Source organism: Bradyrhizobium centrolobii, from assembly GCF_001641635.1.
GTDB classification, from domain to species: Bacteria; Pseudomonadota; Alphaproteobacteria; order Rhizobiales; family Xanthobacteraceae; genus Bradyrhizobium; species Bradyrhizobium centrolobii.
Window position 1 is genome coordinate 25066 of the sequence record NZ_LUUB01000055.1, and the last position, 21708, is coordinate 46773.

The 21708-nt window shown below is 65.2% G+C and carries 18 protein-coding genes; 4 read left to right on the plus strand and 14 right to left on the minus strand.

What is annotated here, in order from left to right; translation table 11 throughout:
• Nucleotides 1-158: 158 nt before the first annotated feature.
• The 3 genes from AYJ54_RS17695 to AYJ54_RS17705 are packed head-to-tail and all read right to left on the minus strand — an operon-like array spanning nucleotide 159 to nucleotide 2985.
• Nucleotides 159-1370, minus strand: a complete 1212-nt coding sequence (locus tag AYJ54_RS17695) for an ABC transporter substrate-binding protein (RefSeq protein WP_063700613.1) — start codon at nucleotides 1368-1370, stop codon at nucleotides 159-161.
• Between the two features lie 58 nt (nucleotides 1371-1428).
• Complete coding sequence (locus AYJ54_RS17700) at nucleotides 1429-1752, minus strand: 2Fe-2S iron-sulfur cluster-binding protein (protein WP_063700616.1); 324 nt, start codon at nucleotides 1750-1752, stop codon at nucleotides 1429-1431.
• Nucleotides 1753-1764: 12 nt separating this feature from the next.
• Entirely contained in the window at nucleotides 1765-2985 is a 1221-nt protein-coding gene (locus tag AYJ54_RS17705; protein ID WP_063700618.1) for a cytochrome P450, read from the minus strand.
• 83 nt (nucleotides 2986-3068) lie between these two features.
• Between AYJ54_RS17705 and AYJ54_RS17710 the strand changes: the two genes are divergently transcribed.
• Nucleotides 3069-3575 (plus strand): MarR family winged helix-turn-helix transcriptional regulator, encoded by a 507-nt coding sequence (locus AYJ54_RS17710; RefSeq protein WP_063700621.1) that lies wholly within the window; start codon nucleotides 3069-3071, stop codon nucleotides 3573-3575.
• A 546-nt stretch (nucleotides 3576-4121) separates the two neighbouring features.
• Here the strand turns inward: AYJ54_RS17710 and AYJ54_RS17715 are convergent.
• Complete coding sequence (locus tag AYJ54_RS17715; RefSeq protein ID WP_063700623.1) at nucleotides 4122-5975, minus strand: feruloyl-CoA synthase; 1854 nt, start codon at nucleotides 5973-5975, stop codon at nucleotides 4122-4124.
• Between the two features lie 202 nt (nucleotides 5976-6177).
• On the opposite strand from AYJ54_RS17715, the gene AYJ54_RS17720 reads away from it, so the two are divergent.
• Nucleotides 6178-6690: a MarR family winged helix-turn-helix transcriptional regulator gene (locus tag AYJ54_RS17720; RefSeq protein ID WP_136623762.1), complete on the plus strand. Its 513-nt coding sequence runs from the start codon at nucleotides 6178-6180 to the stop codon at nucleotides 6688-6690.
• A gap of 193 nt (nucleotides 6691-6883) precedes the next feature.
• On the plus strand, nucleotides 6884-8692 hold the full coding sequence (gene atzF / locus AYJ54_RS17725) for an allophanate hydrolase (protein WP_063700625.1): 1809 nt from the start codon (nucleotides 6884-6886) through the stop codon (nucleotides 8690-8692).
• A gap of 199 nt (nucleotides 8693-8891) precedes the next feature.
• Here the strand turns inward: atzF and AYJ54_RS17730 are convergent, their stop codons facing one another.
• The 10 genes from AYJ54_RS17730 to ugpB form a co-directional block, all read right to left on the minus strand.
• Nucleotides 8892-9614: a GntR family transcriptional regulator gene (locus AYJ54_RS17730; protein ID WP_063700627.1), complete on the minus strand. Its 723-nt coding sequence runs from the start codon at nucleotides 9612-9614 to the stop codon at nucleotides 8892-8894.
• A 4-nt stretch (nucleotides 9615-9618) separates the two neighbouring features.
• On the minus strand, nucleotides 9619-10011 hold the full coding sequence (gene hpxZ / locus AYJ54_RS17735; RefSeq protein ID WP_063700629.1) for an oxalurate catabolism protein HpxZ: 393 nt from the start codon (nucleotides 10009-10011) through the stop codon (nucleotides 9619-9621).
• Nucleotide 10012: 1 nt separating this feature from the next.
• Nucleotides 10013-11407 carry an AtzE family amidohydrolase gene (locus AYJ54_RS17740; RefSeq protein WP_063700631.1) on the minus strand — a complete coding sequence of 465 codons (1395 nt, stop codon included), beginning with the start codon at nucleotides 11405-11407 and terminating at the stop codon, nucleotides 10013-10015.
• A gap of 7 nt (nucleotides 11408-11414) precedes the next feature.
• Nucleotides 11415-11594 (minus strand): DUF4089 domain-containing protein, encoded by a 180-nt coding sequence (locus AYJ54_RS17745; RefSeq protein WP_063700633.1) that lies wholly within the window; start codon nucleotides 11592-11594, stop codon nucleotides 11415-11417.
• 19 nt (nucleotides 11595-11613) lie between these two features.
• The gene (locus AYJ54_RS17750) at nucleotides 11614-13404 is read right to left on the minus strand and encodes a dipeptide ABC transporter ATP-binding protein (protein WP_063700636.1); all 1791 of its coding nucleotides are present in this window, start codon (nucleotides 13402-13404) and stop codon (nucleotides 11614-11616) included.
• A 331-nt stretch (nucleotides 13405-13735) separates the two neighbouring features.
• Nucleotides 13736-14635: an ABC transporter permease gene (locus tag AYJ54_RS17755; RefSeq protein ID WP_063700638.1), complete on the minus strand. Its 900-nt coding sequence runs from the start codon at nucleotides 14633-14635 to the stop codon at nucleotides 13736-13738.
• A 64-nt stretch (nucleotides 14636-14699) separates the two neighbouring features.
• Nucleotides 14700-15713: an ABC transporter permease gene (locus AYJ54_RS17760; RefSeq protein ID WP_063700675.1), complete on the minus strand. Its 1014-nt coding sequence runs from the start codon at nucleotides 15711-15713 to the stop codon at nucleotides 14700-14702.
• A gap of 299 nt (nucleotides 15714-16012) precedes the next feature.
• Nucleotides 16013-17635, minus strand: coding sequence for an ABC transporter substrate-binding protein (locus tag AYJ54_RS17765; protein ID WP_063700639.1), 1623 nt, complete (start codon nucleotides 17633-17635; stop codon nucleotides 16013-16015).
• Between the two features lie 338 nt (nucleotides 17636-17973).
• The gene (locus AYJ54_RS17770; protein WP_063700641.1) at nucleotides 17974-18933 is read right to left on the minus strand and encodes an aminoglycoside phosphotransferase family protein; all 960 of its coding nucleotides are present in this window, start codon (nucleotides 18931-18933) and stop codon (nucleotides 17974-17976) included.
• Between the two features lie 243 nt (nucleotides 18934-19176).
• Nucleotides 19177-20499, minus strand: coding sequence for a sn-glycerol-3-phosphate ABC transporter substrate-binding protein UgpB (gene ugpB / locus AYJ54_RS17775; RefSeq protein WP_430641432.1), 1323 nt, complete (start codon nucleotides 20497-20499; stop codon nucleotides 19177-19179).
• A 213-nt stretch (nucleotides 20500-20712) separates the two neighbouring features.
• Here ugpB and AYJ54_RS17780 point away from each other — a divergent pair, with 213 nt between their 5' ends.
• Nucleotides 20713-21708 (plus strand): TRAP transporter substrate-binding protein, encoded by a 996-nt coding sequence (locus AYJ54_RS17780; RefSeq protein ID WP_063700645.1) that lies wholly within the window; start codon nucleotides 20713-20715, stop codon nucleotides 21706-21708.

Sequence of the window (21708 nt, forward strand, 5' to 3'; positions counted from 1 at the left end):
TTGTGGGAGAAGGTGGCGCGAAGCGCCGGATGAGGGGTTCTCTCCGCGAACCAGATGCAAGAGATTCACTCGCGGAGCGAGACCCCTCACCCGGCTTCGCTTTGCGAAGCCACCCTCTCCCACAAGGGGAGAGGGTGCAGCAGCGCTCTCGGCTGCAATTACTTCACCAACTCACACCCGCCCTCCGCCATTGGACGGAACGCCTGCTCCGCGGGGATCGTCGAGATCAGCTTGTAGTAGTCGTACGGATATTTCGACTCCTCCGGCTTCTTCACCTCGAACAGGTACATCGGATGCACGACGCGGCCGTCCTGGCGGATGGCGGTGTCGCCGAACAGCTTGTCCTTTCCCTTGAACTTCTTCATCTCGGGCACGACGTCCTTGGCGTTGTCGCTGCCGGTGGCGGCGACCGCGTTGAGATAGGCGAGCGTGGAGGCATAGACGCCGGCCTGGTTACCGCTCGGCATCTTGCCGTTCATGCCGGGCCTCGCGGCAAAACGCTTCGCAAAAGCGCGGGTGTCGTCATTCATGTCCCAGTAGAAAGCTTCCATGAGCTGGAGGCCCTGAGCGACCTTGATGCCCATGCCGTGAATGTCGTTGATGAAGAGCAGGAAGGCGACGAGCTTCTGACCGCCCTGCTGGATGCCGAACTCGGCGGCCTGCTTCACGGCGTTGATGGTGTCCCCGCCGGCATTGGCGAGGCCGATCACCTGCGCCTTCGAGCCCTGCGCCTGCAACAGGAAGGAGGCGAAATCCGACGTGCCGAGCGGATGCTTTGAGGAGCCGAGCACCTTGCCGCCGTGGCCCTCGATGTATTTCTGCGCCTCCGCTTCGATGCCCTTGCCGAGCGCGTAGTCGACCGTGAGGAAGTACCAGTCCTTGCCGCCGCGCGACATCATCGCGGCCGCCGTGGTGTTCCCGGTCGCCCAGGCGTCGTTGACCCATTGGATGGTGTTGGGCGAACACGCCTTGCCGGTGAGATCAGAACTTGCCGTGGAGGACGCCAGGAACGTCATGCGGCTGTCGCGCAGCAGCGCATTGATGGACAGGCCGACGGCAGAATTCGGCACGTCGACGATGGCATCGACGCCTTCGACATCGAGCCATTTGCGCGCGATGGCATTGCCGACATCGGCCTTATTCTGATGGTCGGCGTAGACGATCTCGACCTTGATGTTCTTGCCGCCGCCGTTGAAATCCTCGGCGGCCATGCGCGCGGCTTCGACCGAGCCCATGCCGTTGGTGTCCTGGAAGATGCCGGAGATGTCGTTGAGCACGCCGACGCGCACGACATTGCCCGAGATCTCGGCGCTCGCCGCGCCGCTCAGGAGGCTCGCGGCCAGCGCGAGCGTCCACTTCAGATGTCTCATAGTTCCCTCCCCTCGTTGATTAGTTGCCACGCCAGTCGTTGCCGGCGCATCCAAGACTTCAGACCTGCCGCTCGGGCATCTTCAACACGAGCCCGTCGAGATCGGGCGTGATCACGATCTGGCAGGACAGCCGGCTCGCCGGCTGGCGCTCCGCGGCAGCGCCGTCGAGCAGCGCATCTTCGTCGTCGGCCATCGCGGGCAGCCGCGCGAGCCAGCTCGCGTCGACATAGACGTGGCAGGTCGCGCACATGGCGTTGCCGCCGCATTCTGCCAAAATGCCGTCGAGGCCGTGGCGGGTCGCAGCCTGCATGGCGCTCTCGCCGTCGCTGGTCTCGACGCGGTCGGACTTGCCGTCGGGATGGATGAAGGTAATGGCGGGCATCAAGACTCCTCGTCAGGCCGGGGTTATGGTCACCGGCAGGCTGTCGAGCCCGCGCAGCGTGTTGTTGAAACGGCGCTTGGGCTCGCCGGTGATCTCGATCCTGGCGACGCGCTTGGCCAGCGCCGTCAGCATCACCTCGCCTTCGAGGCGGGCGACGAGCTGGCCGACGCACATGTGGATGCCCGAGCCGAAGCCGACATGGCCGGAGGTGCGACGGGTGATGTCGTAGCTGTCGGGCTTGTCCCAGCGCCGCGGATCGCGATTGGCGGCGGCAAGGAACATCAGAACCTTCTCGCCCTCGCCGATGGTCGCACCGGACAGCTCGACATCGCGCGTGGTGGTGCGGAAGAAGGTCTGCACTGGGCTTTCGAAGCGGACCGCTTCCTCGAACGCGTTGCGCGCGAGCGAGAGATCTCCGCGCAGGCGCTGCCATTGGTCGGGGAAGCGGGCGAGGCAATAGACCGCGGCGCCGATGCCGTCGACGGTGGTGTCGAGACCGGCCGACAGCAGCGAGCGCACCAAGAGCGGCGCCTCGGTGGCCGTGATCTCACCTTCATCGACACGGGCGTGAATGCAGGCACCAAATCCGCCGGGCGCGAGATTCTGGCGCTGGCATTGCTCGGCGACATAGGCCTGGTGCGGCGCCGAGCGCTCGATCGCCTCCTGGCGCAACTGGTTGGGCGGACCGAAGGCGTTGAACACCACGCTTGCATAGGGAATGAGGTGCTCGCGGCCTTCCGGCTTCAGCCCCAGCGCATCCGGGAAGATCGAAAGCGGATAGGCTTCCGCAAGGTCAGCGATCGCATCAAAGCTGCGCTTCTCGAGCAGCAGGTCCACCCGCTCCTCCGCCGCTGCGGTAAAACGGTCGCGCACCTGCTTCATCACGGTCGGCGACAGCACCTTTGAGAGCACGGCGCGGGTACGGGTGTGCGCGGGCGGGTCGGCCTCGAGGATCAGGCTCGGCGGCCGCCACGGCTTCTCTTTCTTGAAGTCGCTGAGGCCGACGCCGCGGCTGGAGCAGAACGTCGCGGGATCGTTCAGGACAGCGTGGACCTCGGCGTAGCGCGCCACGCCATAGACGTTCCACTTGTCGAGATAGACGACCGGTCCCGCCTCCCGCAGCACCTCATGCGTGGGATAGGGATCGGCAAAAAAGTTCATCGCGAACGGGTCGACGTCGAGATGCGGAATGGCCGACGGACCACCGGTTACAGGGGAGCCGGATACACTCATGGAAGTTCTCCCTCACTTTGATCTTGTGAAAGGGCGGCGCATGCCCTTAGGTCTGCGGGCACACTGAAAGTCAAAAGCCCTATATGCCGCCGCCTTCGACCAGAACCCGACAGAAGCCTGCGCCCACTGAAACGGGACCGACGCTCGACCTCGACCGTTACGTTCCCGCCTTCATCACCTTCATCGCCAACAAGCTCTCGAACAGCGCGACCGCGTTCTATCAGCGGCAGTTCGGCGTCAACGTCACGGAATGGCGGATCATGTCGCTGCTGGCGATCGAGCCCGGCATTCCGGCCTCGCGCATCTGCCACGTCATCGGCTTCGACAAGGGGCCGGTGAGCCGGACGCTTGCGGGACTGGAGAAGCGTGGGCTCGTGTCGATCCGCACCGACCCGAACGACGGCCGCACCCATTCGATCTCGCTGACGGCGAAGGGCCGCGCCACCCATGACAAGGTGATCGTCGCGGCATTCGAGCGCGAGCGGCGCCTGTTGTCCTGCCTCAGCAAGGACGAGCGCGAGGTGCTGATCGACCTGCTGCGCCGCCTGCACGAGAATCTCGGCGCGGTGACCGGCAGCACTGACAGCTGAATCGCCACGCCGGGCGCGCGGTTCACTGTTGTCGTCGGGCACGCGCCGACGTTTGCCGGCGATACCATTCCTGCCGAGCATGTTTCCTCCAGATCAGACGCGGCGGTTCCCCCGCCGTCATCCTTGCTTGGAACGGTTCGCACACATTAGTTGCTTAGGCAACAAAAGAATCGCGAGGGACGAATGCGGCAGAATGGCTGGCCTATTGTTCGGCTGTTTCGCACCCGGATACCCGGTGCTGAGGCGATTGCGCCGCCGCCTCACTCTCAGGCGTCGTCGCCCGGTCCGCACACTTGACCGGGCGACCGAGTACGCTGCGGCCTCACCGTATACGTCCGACGTCTCTGGAATACTGGATCGCCCGCCCCAGTGCACAATTGCGCACAAGGCGGGCGATGACAACTGAGAGGATGGAGAGATCGTGCCTCAAGCCCGTTATTGCGAGCGCAGCGAAGCAATCAAGAATGTCATCGCGAAAAGATTCTGGATTGCTTCGCTACGCTCGCAATGACGATGTGGTACGAGCGCTCCGTGACGCCGGCTTGTTCAGCCGGCGCAGCCGACCCACTCGGCCGACGCATCGTCGTTCAGCCGCGCCACCGCGTCGGCGCGGCGCGTGAGCACGGCGCGCTGATTGATGTAGCCCTTGTCGGTGATCTCGCCGCCGTCGACCGATGGCGGCTCGACGAGCAGCAGCGCGCGCGTGGCGTGGCCGGAGGAGTTGGCCCCCTGCTGCTTCAACTTGGTGAGGCCCTGCGCGATCGCGGCCCTGACGTTGTCGTGCGCGAGCACTTCATTCACGCCTGCCGTCTCGGCAAGACCGGCATGGGCGCGACAAGCCGCAACGTTCGGGAAGACCAGGAAGCGCACCTCGTCGCCGCCATGGCCGGTGACGACGATGTCCTGCGCGAGCGGCGCCAGCGCGGCGATGCCGGCGACGCGCAGCGTGCCGACGCTGACCCAGGTGCCGGAATTGAGCTTGAAATCCTCCGCGACGCGGCCGTCGAAGAACAGGCCACGTTCGGGCCGCTCCGCGTCGGCGAACTTCACGGCATCACCGATGAGGTAAAAACCCTCCTCGTCAAAGGCCTGCTTCGTCAGCTCCGGCGCCTTCCAATAGCCCGGCGTGACGTTGGGCCCGCGCACGCGCACCTCGAGCTTGTCACCGGAAGCGACGAGCTTCAGCTCGGTGCCGGGAATCGGCACGCCGATATTGCCCGAGCGCTCGGCGAGGAAATGGCAGTCGGTCGCGAGCGGCGAAGTCTCGGTCGAGCCCCAGGCGGACACCATCGGCAGCGGGCGACCGACCGTCTCGATCGATAGCTGCGCGAGCGCGTCCCAGAGATTCTGCGGCAGCGCGGCGCCGGCATAGAAGGCAAACTTCACCTCGCCGAAGAAGCGGCGGCGCAGCGCTTCGTCGCTGCGCAGCGCCGCGATCAGCATGTCGAAGCCGCGCGGCACGTTGAAATAGACCGTCGGCATCACGCTTTTCAGGTTCGCAAGCGATGTCGCGAGCAGGCCGGGCGCAGGCTTGCCGCCGTCGATATAGAGAGAGCCGCCGTTGCGAAGCACGAGATTGAAATTGTGGTTGGCGCCAAACGTGTGGCTCCAGGGCAGCCAGTCGAGAATGACGAGATCGCCGCCTTGTTCAAGGAACGTCCAGGTCTGCGCCTTGGCCTGCTGGCTGGAAGTCAGCATGCGCTGGGTGTTGATGACGGCCTTGGGCGTGCCAGTCGAGCCCGAGGTGAACAGCAATTTCGCGATCGTATCCGGCGTCACCGCAGCGAATGCTGTTGCGACATCGGGTGTTTCCGGAGCCGCGGTGATGGCGCGGAACGCAAGCGCGTCGGCATCGTCGGCGTTGCCGCTGACGATCTGCGCCTGATGCAGCGGCTTGATTGCGGCGAGTGCCGCCGCAAACGGCTTTGTGGCGGAGACGTAGATCGCGCCCGGCTCGAGCAGCGCGATCATGCTTTTCAGCTTGTCGAAGTCTTTCGACATCAGCGAATAGGCCGGCGAGATCGCGGCCGAGGGCACGCCGACATGCTGCGCGGCAAGCGCGAGCAGCGCGTGGTCGATGCTGTTGTCGGAGAGGATCACGACGGGGCGTTCGGCGCTCAGACCATGCGCCAGGATCCAGGACGCCGCCGCGCGCACCTGCCGCAGCGCCTGCGCGTAAGTGACGGTGGTCCAGGGCGCTTCGACATTGCCGCGCTCGGCGAGGAAGATCGTGTCAGGCGTCTGCCGCGCCCATTGCTCCAGCCAGTCGCCGATGCAGCGCGCGCTGTCGCGCAGAGGGTCTGGCGAGCGCAGCAGGATACTGCCGTCGGCGCGATGCTCGGCAACGGTTTTGGGCGTTGCGAACAGGCTTGAAGCGTCACCGCGTGCGGCGGCTGTCATGTGTTTCCTCCTCGCCCGGACTCGCGACCGGCCGCAGCCTCGTTCCGGGCTGCTTTGGCCTTAATGTTGGGCACGGCAATTGTTGTCGTCAACAACAATCTTTCCTTCGGTGCCGACGAGCGCTACGCTCGATGCGATGGTGGGCCTCTCCCCGCAAGCGGGGAGAGGCGAAGGAGCGTGTCGATCTGGTCGGAGAAGGTACGTGTCAGAGAGAACGAACCAAGGTGAGATCGATATCGCCACCTCCCCGCGCAAACGGACCGGCAACGGCGCAGCGCGTCATCATGACGCGGACGAGATCGGCCTCGATGCGCTCGTCGGCCACGCCGGCTATGCGGTGCGACGCTTCCAGATCTGGATCTTCCAGGACTTCATCAAGACACTTGCCGACGTCGACATCCGTCCGACGCAGTATTCGGTGATGACGGTGATCGGCGCCAACCCCGGTCTCTCCCAGATGGCTGTCGCAAAACGGCTCGGCATCGAGCGCGCCCGGCTCGTGCATCTCCTCGACAGCCTCGAATCCCGCAGGCTGGTGAAGCGGATCAAATCGAAGACGGACCGGCGCTCCCATGCGCTGCATCTCACCGCCCAGGGCGAGACGGCGCTGGCGAAGTTCAAGCGGCTCGCCGCCGAGCATGAGCGGCATGTCGAGGAGAAGATCGGCAAGGAGAACCGGGAGCACCTGCTCCGGATCCTCGCCGGCTTCACCTGATCCGCACTGCCCAGGATTTGGGCAAATGCCCCTATTGGGGCGCGGGCACGGCGGCCCTTCGGCCATCGAAATATCGCCTAACCGCATGATCCTTCGATAATATCCGGAGCGCCCGCTCTGCCCGGCTTCTGCACACAATGGCACATCGCTTGCTTCAATCCGGGCGAAGACAAGTTGTCGGAGTTTTGTCGCCATGAGGGCTGAGCAGCCTGAAACGATCGCCGCGATTGTGGCCGCGCATCGCGCCGGCACAGTCACGCCGGCTCAGACGATCGCGCGCAGCTATCAGCGCATCCGCGACCACAACGATCCCGCGGTCTTCATCAGCCTGCGCGACGAGAAGGATGCGATCGCGGAGGCCGAGAAGCTCGCCGCGCGAAAGGATACAGCAAACCTGCCGCTCTACGGCGTGCCGGTCGCGGTGAAGGACAATATCGACGCGCTCGGCTTTGCGACCACCGCGGCCTGCCCGGCCTTCGCCTACACGCCGACGCATGACTCGACCGCCGTGAAGCGCCTGCGCGCCGCGGGCGCCATCATCATCGGCAAGACCAATCTCGACCAGTTCGCAACCGGCCTCGTCGGCGTGCGCTCGCCCTATGGCATCCCCAGAAATTCGATCCGCGAGGATCTCATCCCCGGCGGATCGAGCTCGGGCTCGGCGACCGCCGTCGGCGCGGGGCTGGTGCCGCTGTCGCTCGGCACCGACACCGCCGGCTCAGGCCGCGTGCCGGCAATGCTCAACAACATCGTCGGGCTGAAGCCGAGCCTCGGCATGATCTCGACCGCGGGCGTCGTACCGGCCTGCCGCACGCTCGATTGCATCTCGGTGTTTGCGCTGACGGTCGACGATGCCGCGCTCGCGCTTTCGGTGATGGCGGGGCCGGACCAGGCCGATCCGTTCTCGCGCGACCGGCCGCTGGGCGCACTCACACGGCTTCCCCCCAACTTGCGCCTCGGCGTGCCGCGCAACGGGCAACTGATCTTCTTCGGCGACAAGAAGGCGGAAGCAGCTTACGGCGAGGCGCTGAAGCGCTGGACGTCGCTTGGCGCGACGCTGGTCGAGTTCGACCTCGAGCCGTTCTACGAGACGGCGCGGCTGCTCTATGAGGGACCGTGGGTTGCCGAGCGCTATCTCGTGATCCGCAACCTGCTCGCCTCCGCGCCGGATGCGATCCATCCGGTGACGCGCGAGATCACCGCCGCCGGCGCGCGGCTCACCGCGGCGGAGACCTTCGCCGCGCTCTACCGCTTGCAGGGCCTGCGCAAGATCGCCGAGCGGACCTTCGCTCATCTCGATGCGCTGGTGCTGCCGACGGCGCCGACCGTCTATTCGACCGCGCAGGTGCTCGCCAATCCAATCGAGCTCAATAGCCGCCTCGGCACCTACACCAATTTTGTAAACCTGCTTGACCTCTGCGGTCTCGCGCTGCCCGCGTCGATGCGCCCTGACGGCATTCCGTTCGGCATCACGCTTCTCGCCCCCGCAGGACATGATGCGATGCTCGCCAGCATCGGCCGCGTCTTCCATGCCGACACCAAGCTGAGCGTCGGTGCGAAGGGCGTTGCGCAGGCTCCGCTCGCGCCGCTGCCTGCAGGCAGCGGCGACGAGATTCCGATCGCGGTGGTCGGCGCGCATCTCTCCGGCATGGCGCTGAACGGCGAGTTGAAGGCGCTGAACGGACGCCTGATCGAGGCGACCAAAACCGCGCCGGACTACAAGCTCTATGCGCTCCAGACCACGCCGCCGAAGCCGGGCATGCTGCGCGTCGACGCCGGCAGGGGCGCGGGAATCGAGCTGGAGATCTGGGCGCTGTCGGCGTCGGCATTCGGCAAGTTCGTCAACGCGATCCCCGCGCCGCTGTCGATCGGCACGGTGCGCCTCGCCGATGGCCGCAGCGTGAAGGGATTCATCGTCGAGCCCGAAGTGCTCGCCGACGCGCGCGACATCACCGCCTATGGCGGCTGGCGCGCGTATATGGCGGAGAAGGCGACGGCGTAGGTCCGTGAATTCGTGGGTGGTGCGCGTTCAACGGACACTGTCGTCCCGGACAAGCGAAGCGCAGATCCGGGATCCATAACCACAGGGAGAAGTTTGGCAAAGACTCAGGGTTACCGGTTTCGCGCCATAACTACTCCCTGGAGTCATGGGTCCCGGCTTTCGCCGGGACGACACCGAGTAAGTTGGACCGCCGGCGGCTCTAAACCGACACCGCGTAAATCTCATACTCCCCGCGAACCAGTTCGATATGCGCGCGCATCGCGGCGGCGGCGCCCTGCTTGTCGCCGCGCATGATGGCGACGACGACGCGGTCGTGCTCGGCTTGCGACTTGGCGAGGCGTCCGAGGTTGCGGAACTGGGCGCGGCGGAATGGCTGCACTCGCACGCGCGTCGCCAGCGTGATCTCGGCGATGTAGCCGTTCTGCGAGCCGGCATAGATCGCGTTGTGGAAGCGCTCGTTGACCTCGTGAAAGCGTTCGGGATTGCCGGTGTAGCTCAAAACCCGAAGCTCCTCGTGGATGGCCTCCAGCCCATGGCGCTCGGCCGCGGACATGCGCTCGGCGGCGAGCCCCGCACAGAGCGCCTCGAGCTCCGCCATCGCCTCGAACATGCTCTTCAGCCGCTCGATCGAGGGCTGCGCCACCACCGCGCCGCGATGGGCCCGCGCCTCGACGAGGCCGCTGGCCACGAGCTGGCGCAGCGCTTCCCGCACCGGCGTGCGCGAGACGCTGAAGCGCCGCGCAATGTCGGTTTCGTCGAGCGGCGCGCCGGGGCGCAGGCTCCCGCGCACGATCTCGTCGGCGAGCTGCAGGCGCAGCTCCTCTGCACGGGTCACCTTATGCACCGTCGGCAGCGGCCGATCGACGCGCGGCACCACCGGCTCGGCCGGCAGCGCCCCGGGCGGAAAGTCGTCAAGCGTCATGCGATCACGTCTCTTTCGACTCGTCGATGATGCTGACATGGGCGGCGACGACGCGCCAGCCCTCAGGGAAGCGAATCCAGGTCTGCATCTGCCGGCCGACCTTGCCGGGCGCCGTGTCGCGATAGAACAGGGTAGAGGCGACCGCGGTGTCGCGGCCATAGCTGGTGATCACGGTTTTCGCCGTGCGGCGGTTCAGGCCCACCGGCGAGCGCGCGGCACGAAAGCCGGAGATCGCCTCATAGCCATAGAGGTTCTCGCCGATGCCGTAGCGCAGCGTACGGGGGTCGTTGCGGAAGAGCTCGCCGAGCACGGCGACATCGTTGCTGACCAGCGCCGTCTCGTAGCGCTCGAACGCGGCTTTGACTTCCGCGATCACGTCGGGGAGATCGATCTCCATCTCAAAGTCCTCTCGGCGACGGCGCGGATACGACGCCCATCTGCTCCAGTGCATGCGCGACGCGCAGTGCGATGTCCTCGCGCCAGGGCGCTGTGATGATCTGCACGCCGATCGGCAGCGGCTCGAGCGGCACCGGCACGGCAACCACGGGAAGGCCGATGAACGAGATCGGCTGGGTGTGGATGCCGATATTGGCGCGCACCGGCATTTCCACGCCGTCGAGCGTGAAATTCACCTGGCCAAGCTTCGGCGCGGTGCAGGGCGTTGCCGGGGCGAGCAGCACGTCGATCGACTTGAACAGCTCCGTGACTTGCGAGCGATACCAGCGGCGAAACTTTTGCGCGCGGTCGACCAGCGAGGCCGGCACCATGGCCCCGGCGATCAGCCGGTCGCGCACCGCCGGATCGAAATCGTTGGGGCGCTTGCGCAGGCGATCGAGATGGAGTGAAGCGCCTTCGGTCGTGGTGATGACATAGGCCGCCGCGCGGGCGCGCGAGGCTTCGGGAACGTCCACGACGTGCGTCGCGCCAAGCGCCTTGGCGACGCGGCTGACGGCTTCGATGGCCTCGGGAAACACGTTCTTCTGGAAGTGCCCGCCGGCAATCGCCACGCGCAGGCCCGCGATGGGGTCGCCGAGCAGCGGCGAGACCGGCTCGACACCACGCGTCGTGCATGCGGCATCGTCCGCATCCTGTCCCTGCATCGCGTCGTAGGCGAGCGCGAGATCGGTGACGGAGCGCGCAAACGGGCCGAGATGATCGAGGCTCGCGACGAACGGAAAGGAGCGCGCCCGCGACAGCCGGCCATAGGTCGGTTTCAGGCCGAAGATGCCGCAGAACGAGGACGGCACGCGGATCGAGCCGTTGGTGTCGGAGCCCAGCGCGATCGGCACCAGCGCGCCGCCGACGGCGCTGCCCGAGCCGCCCGACGAGCCGCCGGTCATGCGCGTCGTGTCATGTGGATTGCGCGAGGGGCCGTCATGAACGTTCTCGCCGGTGAAGTCGTAAGCGTATTCGCCCATGTTGAGTGCGCCGACCAGCACGGCGCCGGCGGCTTCCAGCCGCTCGATCAGCGTCGCATCGCGCTTAGCCGGCGCAAGGTCGCGGTTGATCTTCGAGCCGGCGCGCGTCGAGAGCCCTGCGACGTCGAACAGGTTCTTCACCGCGAAAGGCACGCCGGCGAGCGGGCCGACCTTCTTGCCCGCAGCGATGTCGGCATCGATCGCGCGCGCTTTGGCGCGGGCGCGCTCGACGGTGACGTCGGTGAAGGAATTGAGGATGGTGTCATGCTGCTTGATGCGCGCGAGCGCAGCTTCGACCGCAGCAACCGCGGACAATTGGCCGCCGGCCACCGCCTTGGCGATATCAGCAGCCGTCGACTCAGGTTTGTTCGTCATGGCGGCGTCAGGCCGTGAACACGGGCGCCGGCTCGGTCTCGTCCGGCAGCGCGAATTCGTCGACGAGGCGGCCGAACCGCAGCGAGACTTCGAGATTGGCGCGCACGGCCGGCCGCCAGGCCTCCTCGAGCGGCAGCGCCAGCGCTTTCGATACGGCGTCGATATAATCGTCCAGCGGTTCGGCCATCACGCTCCCACGCAGTCTCTCAGTGAACCGGCAACGGCGGATGCGGGATCGCCGTCAACAGTTCCTTGGTGTAGTCGTCCTGCGGATCGCTGAGGACCTTCTCGGAAGATCCTTCCTCCACGATTCGACCCGTCCGCATCACAATGACACGATCGCACAACAAGCGCACCACATTCAAATCATGCGAGACGAACAGATAGCTCATACCCAGCCGCTGCTTGAGATCCTCCAGCAGATTCAGGACCACCGCCTGGACTGAGACGTCGAGCGCCGCGGTCGGCTCGTCCAGGATGACCAGCTTTGGATGCAGCGCGATCGCCCGGGCGATGCCGACACGGGCCTTCTGACCGCCCGACAATTGATGCGGGAAACGGTCGAGCAGATTGAGCGGCAGGCCGACCATCGCCGCCAGCTCCTCGCAGCGGGCGCGGAGTGAGTCGCGCCCCCTGATATCGCCGAGCTGCATGATCGGATCAGCGATCGCACGCGCGGCGGTGAAGCGCGGATTGAGGCTGTCGGTCGGGTCCTGGAACACCATCTGGATCCGGCTGCGCAGCGGCAGCCGGGCAAAGGCGCTCGGCATGATGCTGCCGATCTCCTCGCCGTCGAACTGGATGCGGCCCGACGTCTGGTCCAGGAGCCGCATCACCATCATCGACGTGGTCGATTTGCCGCACCCGGATTCGCCGACGAGGCCGACGCTCTCGCCATGACCGATGGAGAAGCTGATGCCGTCGACCGCGCGGAACACATCCGGCTCGACCGGCGGCTTGCGGCCGAACAGCTTTCCGAGCACGGCTGTGGCACCCTGACGGGGGTATTCCTTCACGAGCTTTTCGATGAGGAGGAGGGGTTTCTCGCCTGCTTTCACCTCGTCACCCCCGGGCTTGACCCGGGGGTCCATCGAACCAGAAGCGTCTTGCGAAGGGTGATGGATGGCCGGGTCAAGCCCGGCCATGACGGTTGAGGGTTGCTGAGCGCCCTCTTCCTCCGGCAACAGATCTCGCAACGACACGCCGATCCGTGGCGTCGCGCGCATCAGTTTTCGCGTGTAGGGGTGCTGCGGGTTGGCGAAGATGTCGGCTGCTTTCGCGGTCTCCACCACCTGGCCCTTCTCCATCACGACAACACGGTCACAATAGGCGGCGGCGAGACCGAGGTCATGCGTGATCAGAATGGTCGACATCGCGCGCCGCCTGGTCAGCTCGACGATCAGGTCCATCACCGCCTTCTGCGTGGTGACGTCGAGGCCGGTGGTCGGCTCGTCGGCGATCAGGAGCTGCGGATTGCAGGCGAGCGCGAGCGCGATGACGACGCGCTGGCACATGCCGCCCGACAGCTCGAACGGATAGGCGTGATAGCGCTCGCGCGGGCGGGCGATCTTGACCTGCTCCAGCGCCTCGATCGCCTTCTCGCCGCGATCGGCGACCTGCGCCTGCTGCACATGGGTGCGCAGCACGTCCTCGATCTGGTCGCCGACTTTCCGGATGGGATTGAGCGCGGCGCGCGGGTTCTGGAAGATCATCGAGACTTCGCGGCCGCGCAGGTCGCGCATCTGGTCTTCGGTCGCGGCCTTCACATCGATGCCGGAGAACATCACCGAGCCTTCGGCGATCCGCCCGGCGCGGTCGAGGATGCGCATCACCGCGTAGGACGTCACCGACTTGCCCGAGCCGGACTCGCCGACGATCGCGAGCGTCTCGCCCTTGGCGACGGAGATGTCGACGTGCTGCACCGCCTTCACGATGCCGCGGCGGGTGGTGAATTCGACCGTGAGGTTCTGGACGTCGAGCAGGGGCTGGGCGGTCATGACGGCCTCCGGTCCGCTGACACGTCAGTCAAAAATCGCGAAAACAACCCCATGCAAAGTAGAACGGGGCCGGTCCGGACGGACGCGCGCGCGGAGGGCTGAAGCGCGCCAGGCGCTTGAGACAATTCGAACATTTACGTCCTCCGCGCGGCTGCGCTCCCTCCCCCCTTGCGGGGGAGGGTTGGGGAGGGGGGTAGCCCCGGGAGAGGTCTGAGTTCGTGGCTACCCCCCTCCCTGCCCCTCCCCCGCAAGGGGGGAGGGAATGAGAGGATGGTGCCCGCCTCACATGCGAGCTTCGCGCTCCTCTCCCCGCACTTGAAACCAAGCATCCTCACGTCCTCCGCTGCGGGTCGACGATGTCGCGGAGGCCGTCGCCGAGCAGGTTGAAGCAGAACACGGCAATCATCAAAGCGAGGCCCGGGAACAGCGCGATCCACCATTCGCCGGAGACCATGAAGCCGGCGCCCTCGGCGATCATGATGCCCCATTCCGCCGTCGGCGGGCGGACGCCGAGGCCGATGAAGGAGAGGCCCGCGGCATTCAGGATCGCGTAGCCCATGGTCAGCGACATCTGCACGATCATGATCGGCATGATGTTGGGCAGGATGTGCACCAAGAGGATCCGGAACTCGCCGTTGCCGGAGAGCCGCGCCGCCTGCACGAAGCCGGCATTGCGGCGGACATTGGCTTCGGCACGCGCGACGCGCGCGTAGAGCGGGAAGTTCACGATGGCGGTGGCCAGGATGATGTTCTGCACGGTGTTGCCGAGTGCAGCGACGATGCCCATCGCCAGCACGAACAGCGGGAATGCCATGATGGTGTCGGCGATGCGGCCGACGATGCGATCGGTCCAGCCGCCGAAATAACCGGCGGCGATGCCGGCGAGCCCGCCCATCAAAAACACCAGCACGACGGAAGCAACCGCGATGAAGAAGTCCAGGCGCGTTGCGACGATGACGCGGCTGAAGATGTCGCGCCCCAGCTGATCGGTGCCGAACCAGTGCGCCGCCGATGGCGGTTTTAGCGCCGCCGCCGTATCCGAGGCGAGCGGATCGTATGGCACCACATAGGGCCCGAACAGCGCGGCGAAGACGATGATCAGGAGCAGCAGGAAGGCGAAGCCCGTGACCCTGTTCTCGCTCAGCACATAGCGGGTCTGTTCGAGGATCGCGACAAGTCCCGACGTGCGGGCGGGACCGACCGGTTCAACAGCAGGCGCGACGGAGCTCATGCTTCACCTTCGTTTGGCGCATGATCTTGTCGGAAAACCGGCCTCCACTTTTCCGGATCATGCGCTACCCTTCCAGCCTGACGCGCGGATCAATCACGCCATAGAGAATGTCGATCACAAGATTGAGCAGCACGTACATGACCGCCATGGTCAGCACAAAACCCTGCACCGGCGCGAAGTCCGACGAGATCAGCGCTTCCACCGCGTAGGAGCCGATGCCGGGCCAGGCGAACACCTTCTCCACCAGCACGTTGGCACCCAGCAGGAACGAGAACACCATGCTGAGCGTGGTGATGACCGGCAGCATCGCATTGCGGAAGGCGTAGGTGACGATGACGGTCGACGGCGACAGGCCGCTGGCGCGCGCGGTGCGGACGAATTCCGAAGCCAGCACCGCCAGCATCGAGGCGCGCGTCATGCGCGCGATCGGCGCCAGCGAGAAGATTGCAAGCGTGGTCGCCGGCAGGATGAGCTGGCTCAGCGCCGAGCGGAACGCCTCGACGTCACGCGCGATCAGGGTATCGATCAGATAGAAGCCGGTCACCGTCGGCGGCGCGCTGTAGAACACGTCGAGGCGGCCAAGCGGCGCCGGCGACCAGCCGAGCCGGAAATAGAAGACGTAGACCAGCACGAGCCCGGTGAAGAATACCGGCAGCGACACGCCGGCTGTCGTCGTCACCCGGCAGAGATGGTCGATCCACGATCCCGGCCGCGTCGCCGCCAGCACGCCGAGCGGGATGGCGATGGCGATCGAGACGATCAGGCCGAGCAGCGTGAGCTCGGCGGAGGCCGGCAGGCGATTGCGGATCTCGGTCGCCACCGGCTGGCCGGTCGTCAGCGAGGTACCGAAATCGCCATTCGCGAGATCGTTGGCATAGCGGAAGAACTGCTCGACCAGCGGCTTGTCGAAGCCAAGTTTTTTCCGGATCTGCTCGACGGCCTCTTTCGTCGCGGCGGGACCGGCGAAGTACGCAGCCGGATCACCCGGCAGCGCGCGTGTGAGCAGGAAGGTGACGATGACGACGCCGATCAGCGAGGGGATCGCGAACATCAGCCGCTTGCCGATCATGGTCAGCATGACGAGGCGCTCCACTTACGCGACTCAAGAGAACGAGCGGCGGCCACCTGCTCCGCTGCACTCCCTCCCCCCTTGCGGGGGAGGCATAGGCCGCCTTCGGCGGCCGTCCTTCTAGTCAACGCCGAAGCGAAGCTTCGGCTATGGGAGAGGGGTAGCCCCGGGCGAGGTCGGAGTTCGGGGCTACCCCCCTCCCTGCCCCTCCCCCGCAAGGGGGGAGGGAATGCGGGAAGTGTGCTCACCTCACTCGAGTGAGAGATGCGGAGAGACACGGACATGTCGCTCGCGCCGATCATGACAACTCACCCCTTCGCCATCGCGCGGTAATCGAGCCTGCGGTGGAACCAGTACTGATAGCCGGAGATGTTCTTCTGCATCGCGACGTTGACGAAGGGCTGGTACAGCGGGATGCGGGGAATGTCGGCGTAGGCAAGATCGACGAAGCCCTTCACGTCGGTGTCGTAGGTTGCCTTGTCGCCGATGGCGGCAGCAGCGCGCGCGCCGTCGATCAGCCTGTCCATCTCCGCCGACTTGTAGCTCATGGTGTTGAAGACGGAATTGTTGCCGTGATAGCACCAGTAGAAGAAGTACTCGGGGTAATCGAGCCAGCCCGAGAACACGTTGGTGAAGAGCGGCATCTCCTTCTTGTTCAGCTCGGTGCGCCAGTTGGCGCCGGGCACCTTGTTGATGGTGGTCTTGATGCCGAGCTGGGCGAGCGACTCCTGCACCAAGACGCAGAGCGGCTCGTTGACGCCCGCAAAATTGAGGTCGAACGAGATCGTGGTCTCGAAACCGTTGGCGTAGCCGGCCTCGCCAAGCAGCGCCTTCGCCTTCTCCATGTCGGTGTTGTATTTGTGCGGCTGCGGCCAGGCGACCTCGGTGGGCTTCTCGGCCGCCGCACCGAACATGGGATTGCCGAGGCCGAACAGCACGGCGTCCATGATCTTCTGGTATGGCATCGCGTAGGCCATCGCCTGTCGCACCTTCGGATTGTCGAACGGCGGCTTGGTCACGTTCATGCCGATGTACTGGATGCCGTTCGAGAACGGCAGCGACACCACGTTGAGCTTGCCGTTCGCCTTCATCTCCTGGAAATCCTTGAACGGCAATTCATAGGAGATGTCGGCATCGCCGCGCTCCAGCAGCGCACGCCGGTTGCCGGCCTGCGGCACCATGCGCCAGATCACGCGCTTGATCTTCGGCAGGGGACCGCAGACCCAATCCTCGTTGCGCTCCATCACCACTTCGGTGCCCGCCGTCCACTTCGTCACCTTGTAGGCGCCGGAGCCCGCGGTCTGCTGTTTTGTATATTCGAGGCCCCAGGGATCCTTCTCGCTCGCGTTCTTCTTCACCAGCTCGGAATTGACGACGCAGGGCACGATCACCGCGAGATCGGGAATCGTCAGCCTGTCTTTCTTCAGGAAGTCGACGCGCACGGTGTAGTCGTCGACCACGACGAACTGCTCCGGCTTCGTCAGCGAGCCCGCGCTCATCTGGAAGGTCGGAAAGCCGCCGACAGAGACCGCGCGATCGAGCGACCACTTCACGTCCTTTGCCGTGACCGGCGTGCCGTCGTGGAATTTGGCGTTCTTGCGCAGCCTGAAGGTGACCGACATGTCGTCGATCTTCATGTCCTCGGCGAGCTCGCCCTTGAACTTGTCGCGATCGTAATAAGGCACGCCGCCGGGACCGCTCTTCATCTCGTGGCTGATCAGGCGGTCGTAGCAATTCCAGGACACCTCATAGCCAGGCACGTTGGTGCCGACGCCGTGGATATCGAGATTGTTGGGTCCGCCTTCGGAGACGATCAGCAGCGTCTCGGAGCGCGCATCGGCGTGGGCGGACGAGATCACGGAAGGCATGGCCGGAAGCGCCGCGCCAGCGGCCAATCCGGAGACGGACTTGAGGAAATCGCGGCGCTTCATGCAATGGCTCCAACACAAACGTTTCTGGTTGGAGCTGGCATCGCAAGGTTCGTGCCAAGACGAATATTGACGATAACAACGTGAAAATTTGATGGATTTTCCGATTTTGCGACGCCGTGACCGAAGCCTCGCCCGGGCGCCATTGCATACAAAGAGGATAAATTGCTCAATAAATAAGCTTAGCGAAATATGAGCCCGCCCAATAAGTAACACCTTGTCATTCCGGGGCGATGCGTAGCATCGAACCCGGAATCCATCCGGCCGCAGAACGCATGGGAAAATGGATTCCGGGCTCGCCGCTTCGCGGCGCCCCGGAATGACGGAGAGAGAGGGGGTACTTACCCCGGCCAGATCAAATCCTGCAACTCGACGAGATCGTTCGCCTTCTCCTGCCAGCCCTCGATGCAGATGTGGCTGTTCAGATCGCTGGCGCGATGCAGCAGCATCAGCGCCATCAGCCGGCGCTTGAGCGCGAAGTCGAGCTTTGAGTAGCCGAAACCTTCGAGCAGGCTGCGGACCCGGCCCGGCCGGCCCGCCGCCATGAAGGCGCTGGGGCCGAGCAGGTCGTAGTCGCGCCATCCCATCAGCACGTCGCCGAAATCGAACAGGCCGCCCAGCGACCATTCACCGTCATGGCAGGCGAGCAGAAAATTCTCCGGAATGTATTCGCCGATCAGAATCACCGGCGGTGCATCCATCGGGATGAGCTCGGCCGCTTCGCGCAGGAGCTCGTCGAGGCCAGCGAGAAATTTCGGCGCAAGGCCGAGACGTTCATGCCTGCTACGGCAGCCCTGCATCTGCCTGCGCATGAATTCGTCCCAGCGCGGCTCGATTCTCCCGAGCGACCCGAGAGGAGCGCGCTGCACGGCCGCGATGGTCTCGCCGATCTGGCGCAGCACGCGCTCCTTCTGCGCTTCCGATAGAAGCGGCCACACCTCCGAGCCGAGCGTGCCGGAAAGACGCGTGATGATCAGATAGGGCCAGCCGTCGCGCTCACCTTCCGCGACGATCTCCGGGATCGGCAGGTGAAGACGGCCTGCAAGCTGCGTCAGCGAGCCGCGCTCGGAGACGAATTGCGCGCGCAACAGCGGCGGGAAGATCTTCAGGATCAGCCGGTCGTCGAGCCCGACGACGAGATTGGTGCCGGTCGGGAAAACCTGCGGCGAGCGGCTGTCGAAGCCATGGCCGCGGGCGATGTCGAGCGCGATCGGCAGCCATCGCGGCGGATCGGAGCGCCAGGCGCGAAAGCTTTGCGCATCGGCGAAAGCCGGCAACTCTTGCGGTGTAACGTTGGTCATCTGCGCTCGCAATCGGCAGGCCGCATCCAAAGCAGAATCTGTTTTTGTTGCTTCAGGGCAAGCCGAGAACGTAGGTCCACCTCTCCCGCTTGCGGGGGAGGTCGGCGCGAGGCGCCGGGTGGGGGCTCTCACCATACGGGGAGTGTCTCCATCGCGGAAGCACCCCCACCCCAGCCCTCCCCCGCAAGCGGGAGAGGGAGCGCACCTCATTCGCGAATGCAGGCAGACCTAATCTCACCAGTTCTACCGGTCCGGGCTTGCGCGCTCGAACTGGCGCAGGAGCTTGTTGCCGCGCTCGACCGCGGAATCGAGCGCGGCCTGGGCACCCTTCTTGCCGGCAAAGGCCTGCTCCAGCTCGTCCTCGATCGCGCCGCGGATCAGCACGAAGGAGCCGAGCCGGATGCCCTTGGAGTTGTCCGTCGGCGGATGCAGCGTGATCTCCTCGAACGAGATCGCGGAGCCCGGGTTGCGCTCATAAAAACCCTGCGCGCGCGTCAGCTCGAAGGCGGCGCGGGTGATCGGCAGATAGCCGGTGTTCTGGTGCCAGGCCGCCTGCACGCCGGGCTGCGACAGGTAGGCGAAGAACCTCGCCACGCCCTTGTATTCATCGCGCGGGCGATCGCGCAGCACCCACAGCGTGGCGCCGCCGATGATCGAGTTCTGCGGCGCGTCCTTCACGTCCGGCCAATACGGCATCATGCCGTAGCCGATCTCGAACTTCGAATTCGCCTTGATGTCGGCGCGCGTTGCCGAGGAGCCGATGAAGATGCCGCATTCGCCGTTCTGGAAACGCGGCTCGGCCGACTGCCCGCGGCCGCTATAGTCGAACACCTTGTCCTTCTGCCATTCGGCAAGCTGGGCGACGTGACGCACCAGGGTTGCGTTGTTGATGGTCAATTCCGCGTCCAGCCCGGCAAAGCCGTTGGTGCGGGTCGCGAGCGGAAGGTTGTGAAAGGCGGAAAAATTCTCGACATGGATCCAGGACGGCCAGGACGTGGTGAAGCCACACACGGCTCCGCGCGCGCGCAGGCGTTTTGCAGCAAGCCCCAGCTCGGGCCATGTCTTCGGCGGCTTCTCCGGATCGAGCCCCGCATCGCGGAACATGGTCTTGTTATAATAGAGGATCGGCGTCGACGCATTGAACGGGAACGACAACAGATTGCCGGTGGCATCGGTATAGTAGCCGGAGACCGCGGGAAGGTAGGCATCGGGCGAGAACGGCTCGTTGAGGTCGCGCATCAGGCTGAACACCGGATAGATCGCGCCCTTCGCCGCGGTCATGGTGGCGGTCGCGACCTCGTTGACCTGGACGATCGCGGGCTGGCCGCGCGAGCGGAAGGCGAAGATCGCCGCGGTCACGGTCTCGGTGTAGTTGCCCTTGTAGCTCGGCACGATCCGGTAGTCGGACTGCGAGGCGTTGAAATCAGAGGTCAGCTTCTCCAACTGCCGGCCGAGCTCGCCGGACATGGCGTGCCACAGCGCGATGTCGGTGGCGGCGCGTGCCGGAGAGGTCGAGGCAAGCACCGCTGTGGCGGCGGCGACCTGCAAGAGGCGCGAAGCTCGAATCACGATCGCTCATCCCGTCGGTTGCGAACAAAAAGGCGGCTGTCGTTCGCTCGTGCTTAAGGCCCTGCATCTCCGGTTTCAACCGGGAATAAAGACCGCTCGCACCGCACAATCGGCCGCCGGCTCGGGCCGGGATAGCCTTCCCTTGACCATCTGCTAGATTGCATTGAACCTTTTCGTCCCGCCATAGACTCCATCACTGAGGGGTTGAGTGTGCCAGTGTTGAACCGTGCCGAACTCTCGCGGACCGGGGTGGTACTCGTCGTGCTCTTGTTCGCGATGTGCGCGACGGGGGCGTTTGCGCGTGAATTTCGCGCCGCCGACACCCAGTCCGAGGATTATCCGACCGTCCAGGCGTTGCGTTACATGGGCGCCCTGATCGCTGAGCGCACCGGCGGCCGGCACGAGATCAAGGTGTTTCACTCCCGCCAGTTCGGCGAGGAGAAGGAGACGATCGAGCAGACCCGGGCCGGCGCGATCGACCTCAACCGGACCAACGTGGCACTGATCGGCAACTTCGTCCCGGCGATGAACGTGCTCGCCATGCCATTCCTGTTCCGCTCCATCGAGCACATGCAGAAGGTGCTGGACGGGCCGATCGGCAGCGAGATCCTTGACAGCTTCGAGCCCTACGGCTTCGTTGGTCTGGCCTTCTACGATTCCGGCGCACGGTCGATCTACAACGGCGTCCGGCCGGTGAAGAGCGTGGCCGACCTCAAGAGCTTGAGGATCCGGGTGCAGCAGTCGGAGTTGATGAGCGAGATGATCCGCTCGCTCGGCGCGGAGCCGGTCGAGCTGCCCTATGGGCAGGTGCTCACGGGGCTTGCGATTCATCTGATCGACGACGCAGAGAACAACTCGCCCTCTTTCGTGACGACGGACCATTACAAATATGCCGGCTACTATACGCTCACCGAACACACCATGAGCCCGGAGGTGCTGGTGATCTCGCTCAAGGCCTGGCAAAGCCTGTCGGCGGACGACCGCAAGACCTTCAAGGAGGCCGCGCTGCGCTCCAGCCATTTCATGCGCGAGAAGTGGCGCGACCTCGAGGAGCAGTCGCAGCACAAAGCGGAGGCCGCCGGCGTCACCATCGTCAGGGACGTCGACCGCAGGCGGTTCGAAGACGCGATGGCTCCGATCTACGCCAAGGCCGCGCGCGATCCCGCCGCGGCCGCGCTGATCGAACGCATTCGCAAGGTGGAGTGA

Coding starts and splice junctions, on each gene's coding strand:
- hpxZ (WP_063700629.1), bottom strand. CDS start 10,011: ATGGAGATCGATCTCCCCGACGTGATCGCGGAAGTCAAAGCCGCGTTC.
- AYJ54_RS17700 (WP_063700616.1), bottom strand. CDS start 1,752: ATGCCCGCCATTACCTTCATCCATCCCGACGGCAAGTCCGACCGCGTC.
- AYJ54_RS17740 (WP_063700631.1), bottom strand. CDS start 11,407: ATGACGAACAAACCTGAGTCGACGGCTGCTGATATCGCCAAGGCGGTG.
- AYJ54_RS17695 (WP_063700613.1), bottom strand. CDS start 1,370: ATGAGACATCTGAAGTGGACGCTCGCGCTGGCCGCGAGCCTCCTGAGC.
- atzF (WP_063700625.1), top strand. CDS start 6,884: ATGAGGGCTGAGCAGCCTGAAACGATCGCCGCGATTGTGGCCGCGCAT.
- AYJ54_RS17770 (WP_063700641.1), bottom strand. CDS start 18,933: ATGACCAACGTTACACCGCAAGAGTTGCCGGCTTTCGCCGATGCGCAA.
- AYJ54_RS17760 (WP_063700675.1), bottom strand. CDS start 15,713: ATGCTGACCATGATCGGCAAGCGGCTGATGTTCGCGATCCCCTCGCTG.
- AYJ54_RS17705 (WP_063700618.1), bottom strand. CDS start 2,985: ATGAGTGTATCCGGCTCCCCTGTAACCGGTGGTCCGTCGGCCATTCCG.
- AYJ54_RS17730 (WP_063700627.1), bottom strand. CDS start 9,614: ATGACGCTTGACGACTTTCCGCCCGGGGCGCTGCCGGCCGAGCCGGTG.
- AYJ54_RS17750 (WP_063700636.1), bottom strand. CDS start 13,404: ATGACCGCCCAGCCCCTGCTCGACGTCCAGAACCTCACGGTCGAATTC.
- AYJ54_RS17745 (WP_063700633.1), bottom strand. CDS start 11,594: ATGGCCGAACCGCTGGACGATTATATCGACGCCGTATCGAAAGCGCTG.
- AYJ54_RS17755 (WP_063700638.1), bottom strand. CDS start 14,635: ATGAGCTCCGTCGCGCCTGCTGTTGAACCGGTCGGTCCCGCCCGCACG.
- AYJ54_RS17715 (WP_063700623.1), bottom strand. CDS start 5,975: ATGACAGCCGCCGCACGCGGTGACGCTTCAAGCCTGTTCGCAACGCCC.
- AYJ54_RS17710 (WP_063700621.1), top strand. CDS start 3,069: ATGCCGCCGCCTTCGACCAGAACCCGACAGAAGCCTGCGCCCACTGAA.
- AYJ54_RS17765 (WP_063700639.1), bottom strand. CDS start 17,635: ATGAAGCGCCGCGATTTCCTCAAGTCCGTCTCCGGATTGGCCGCTGGC.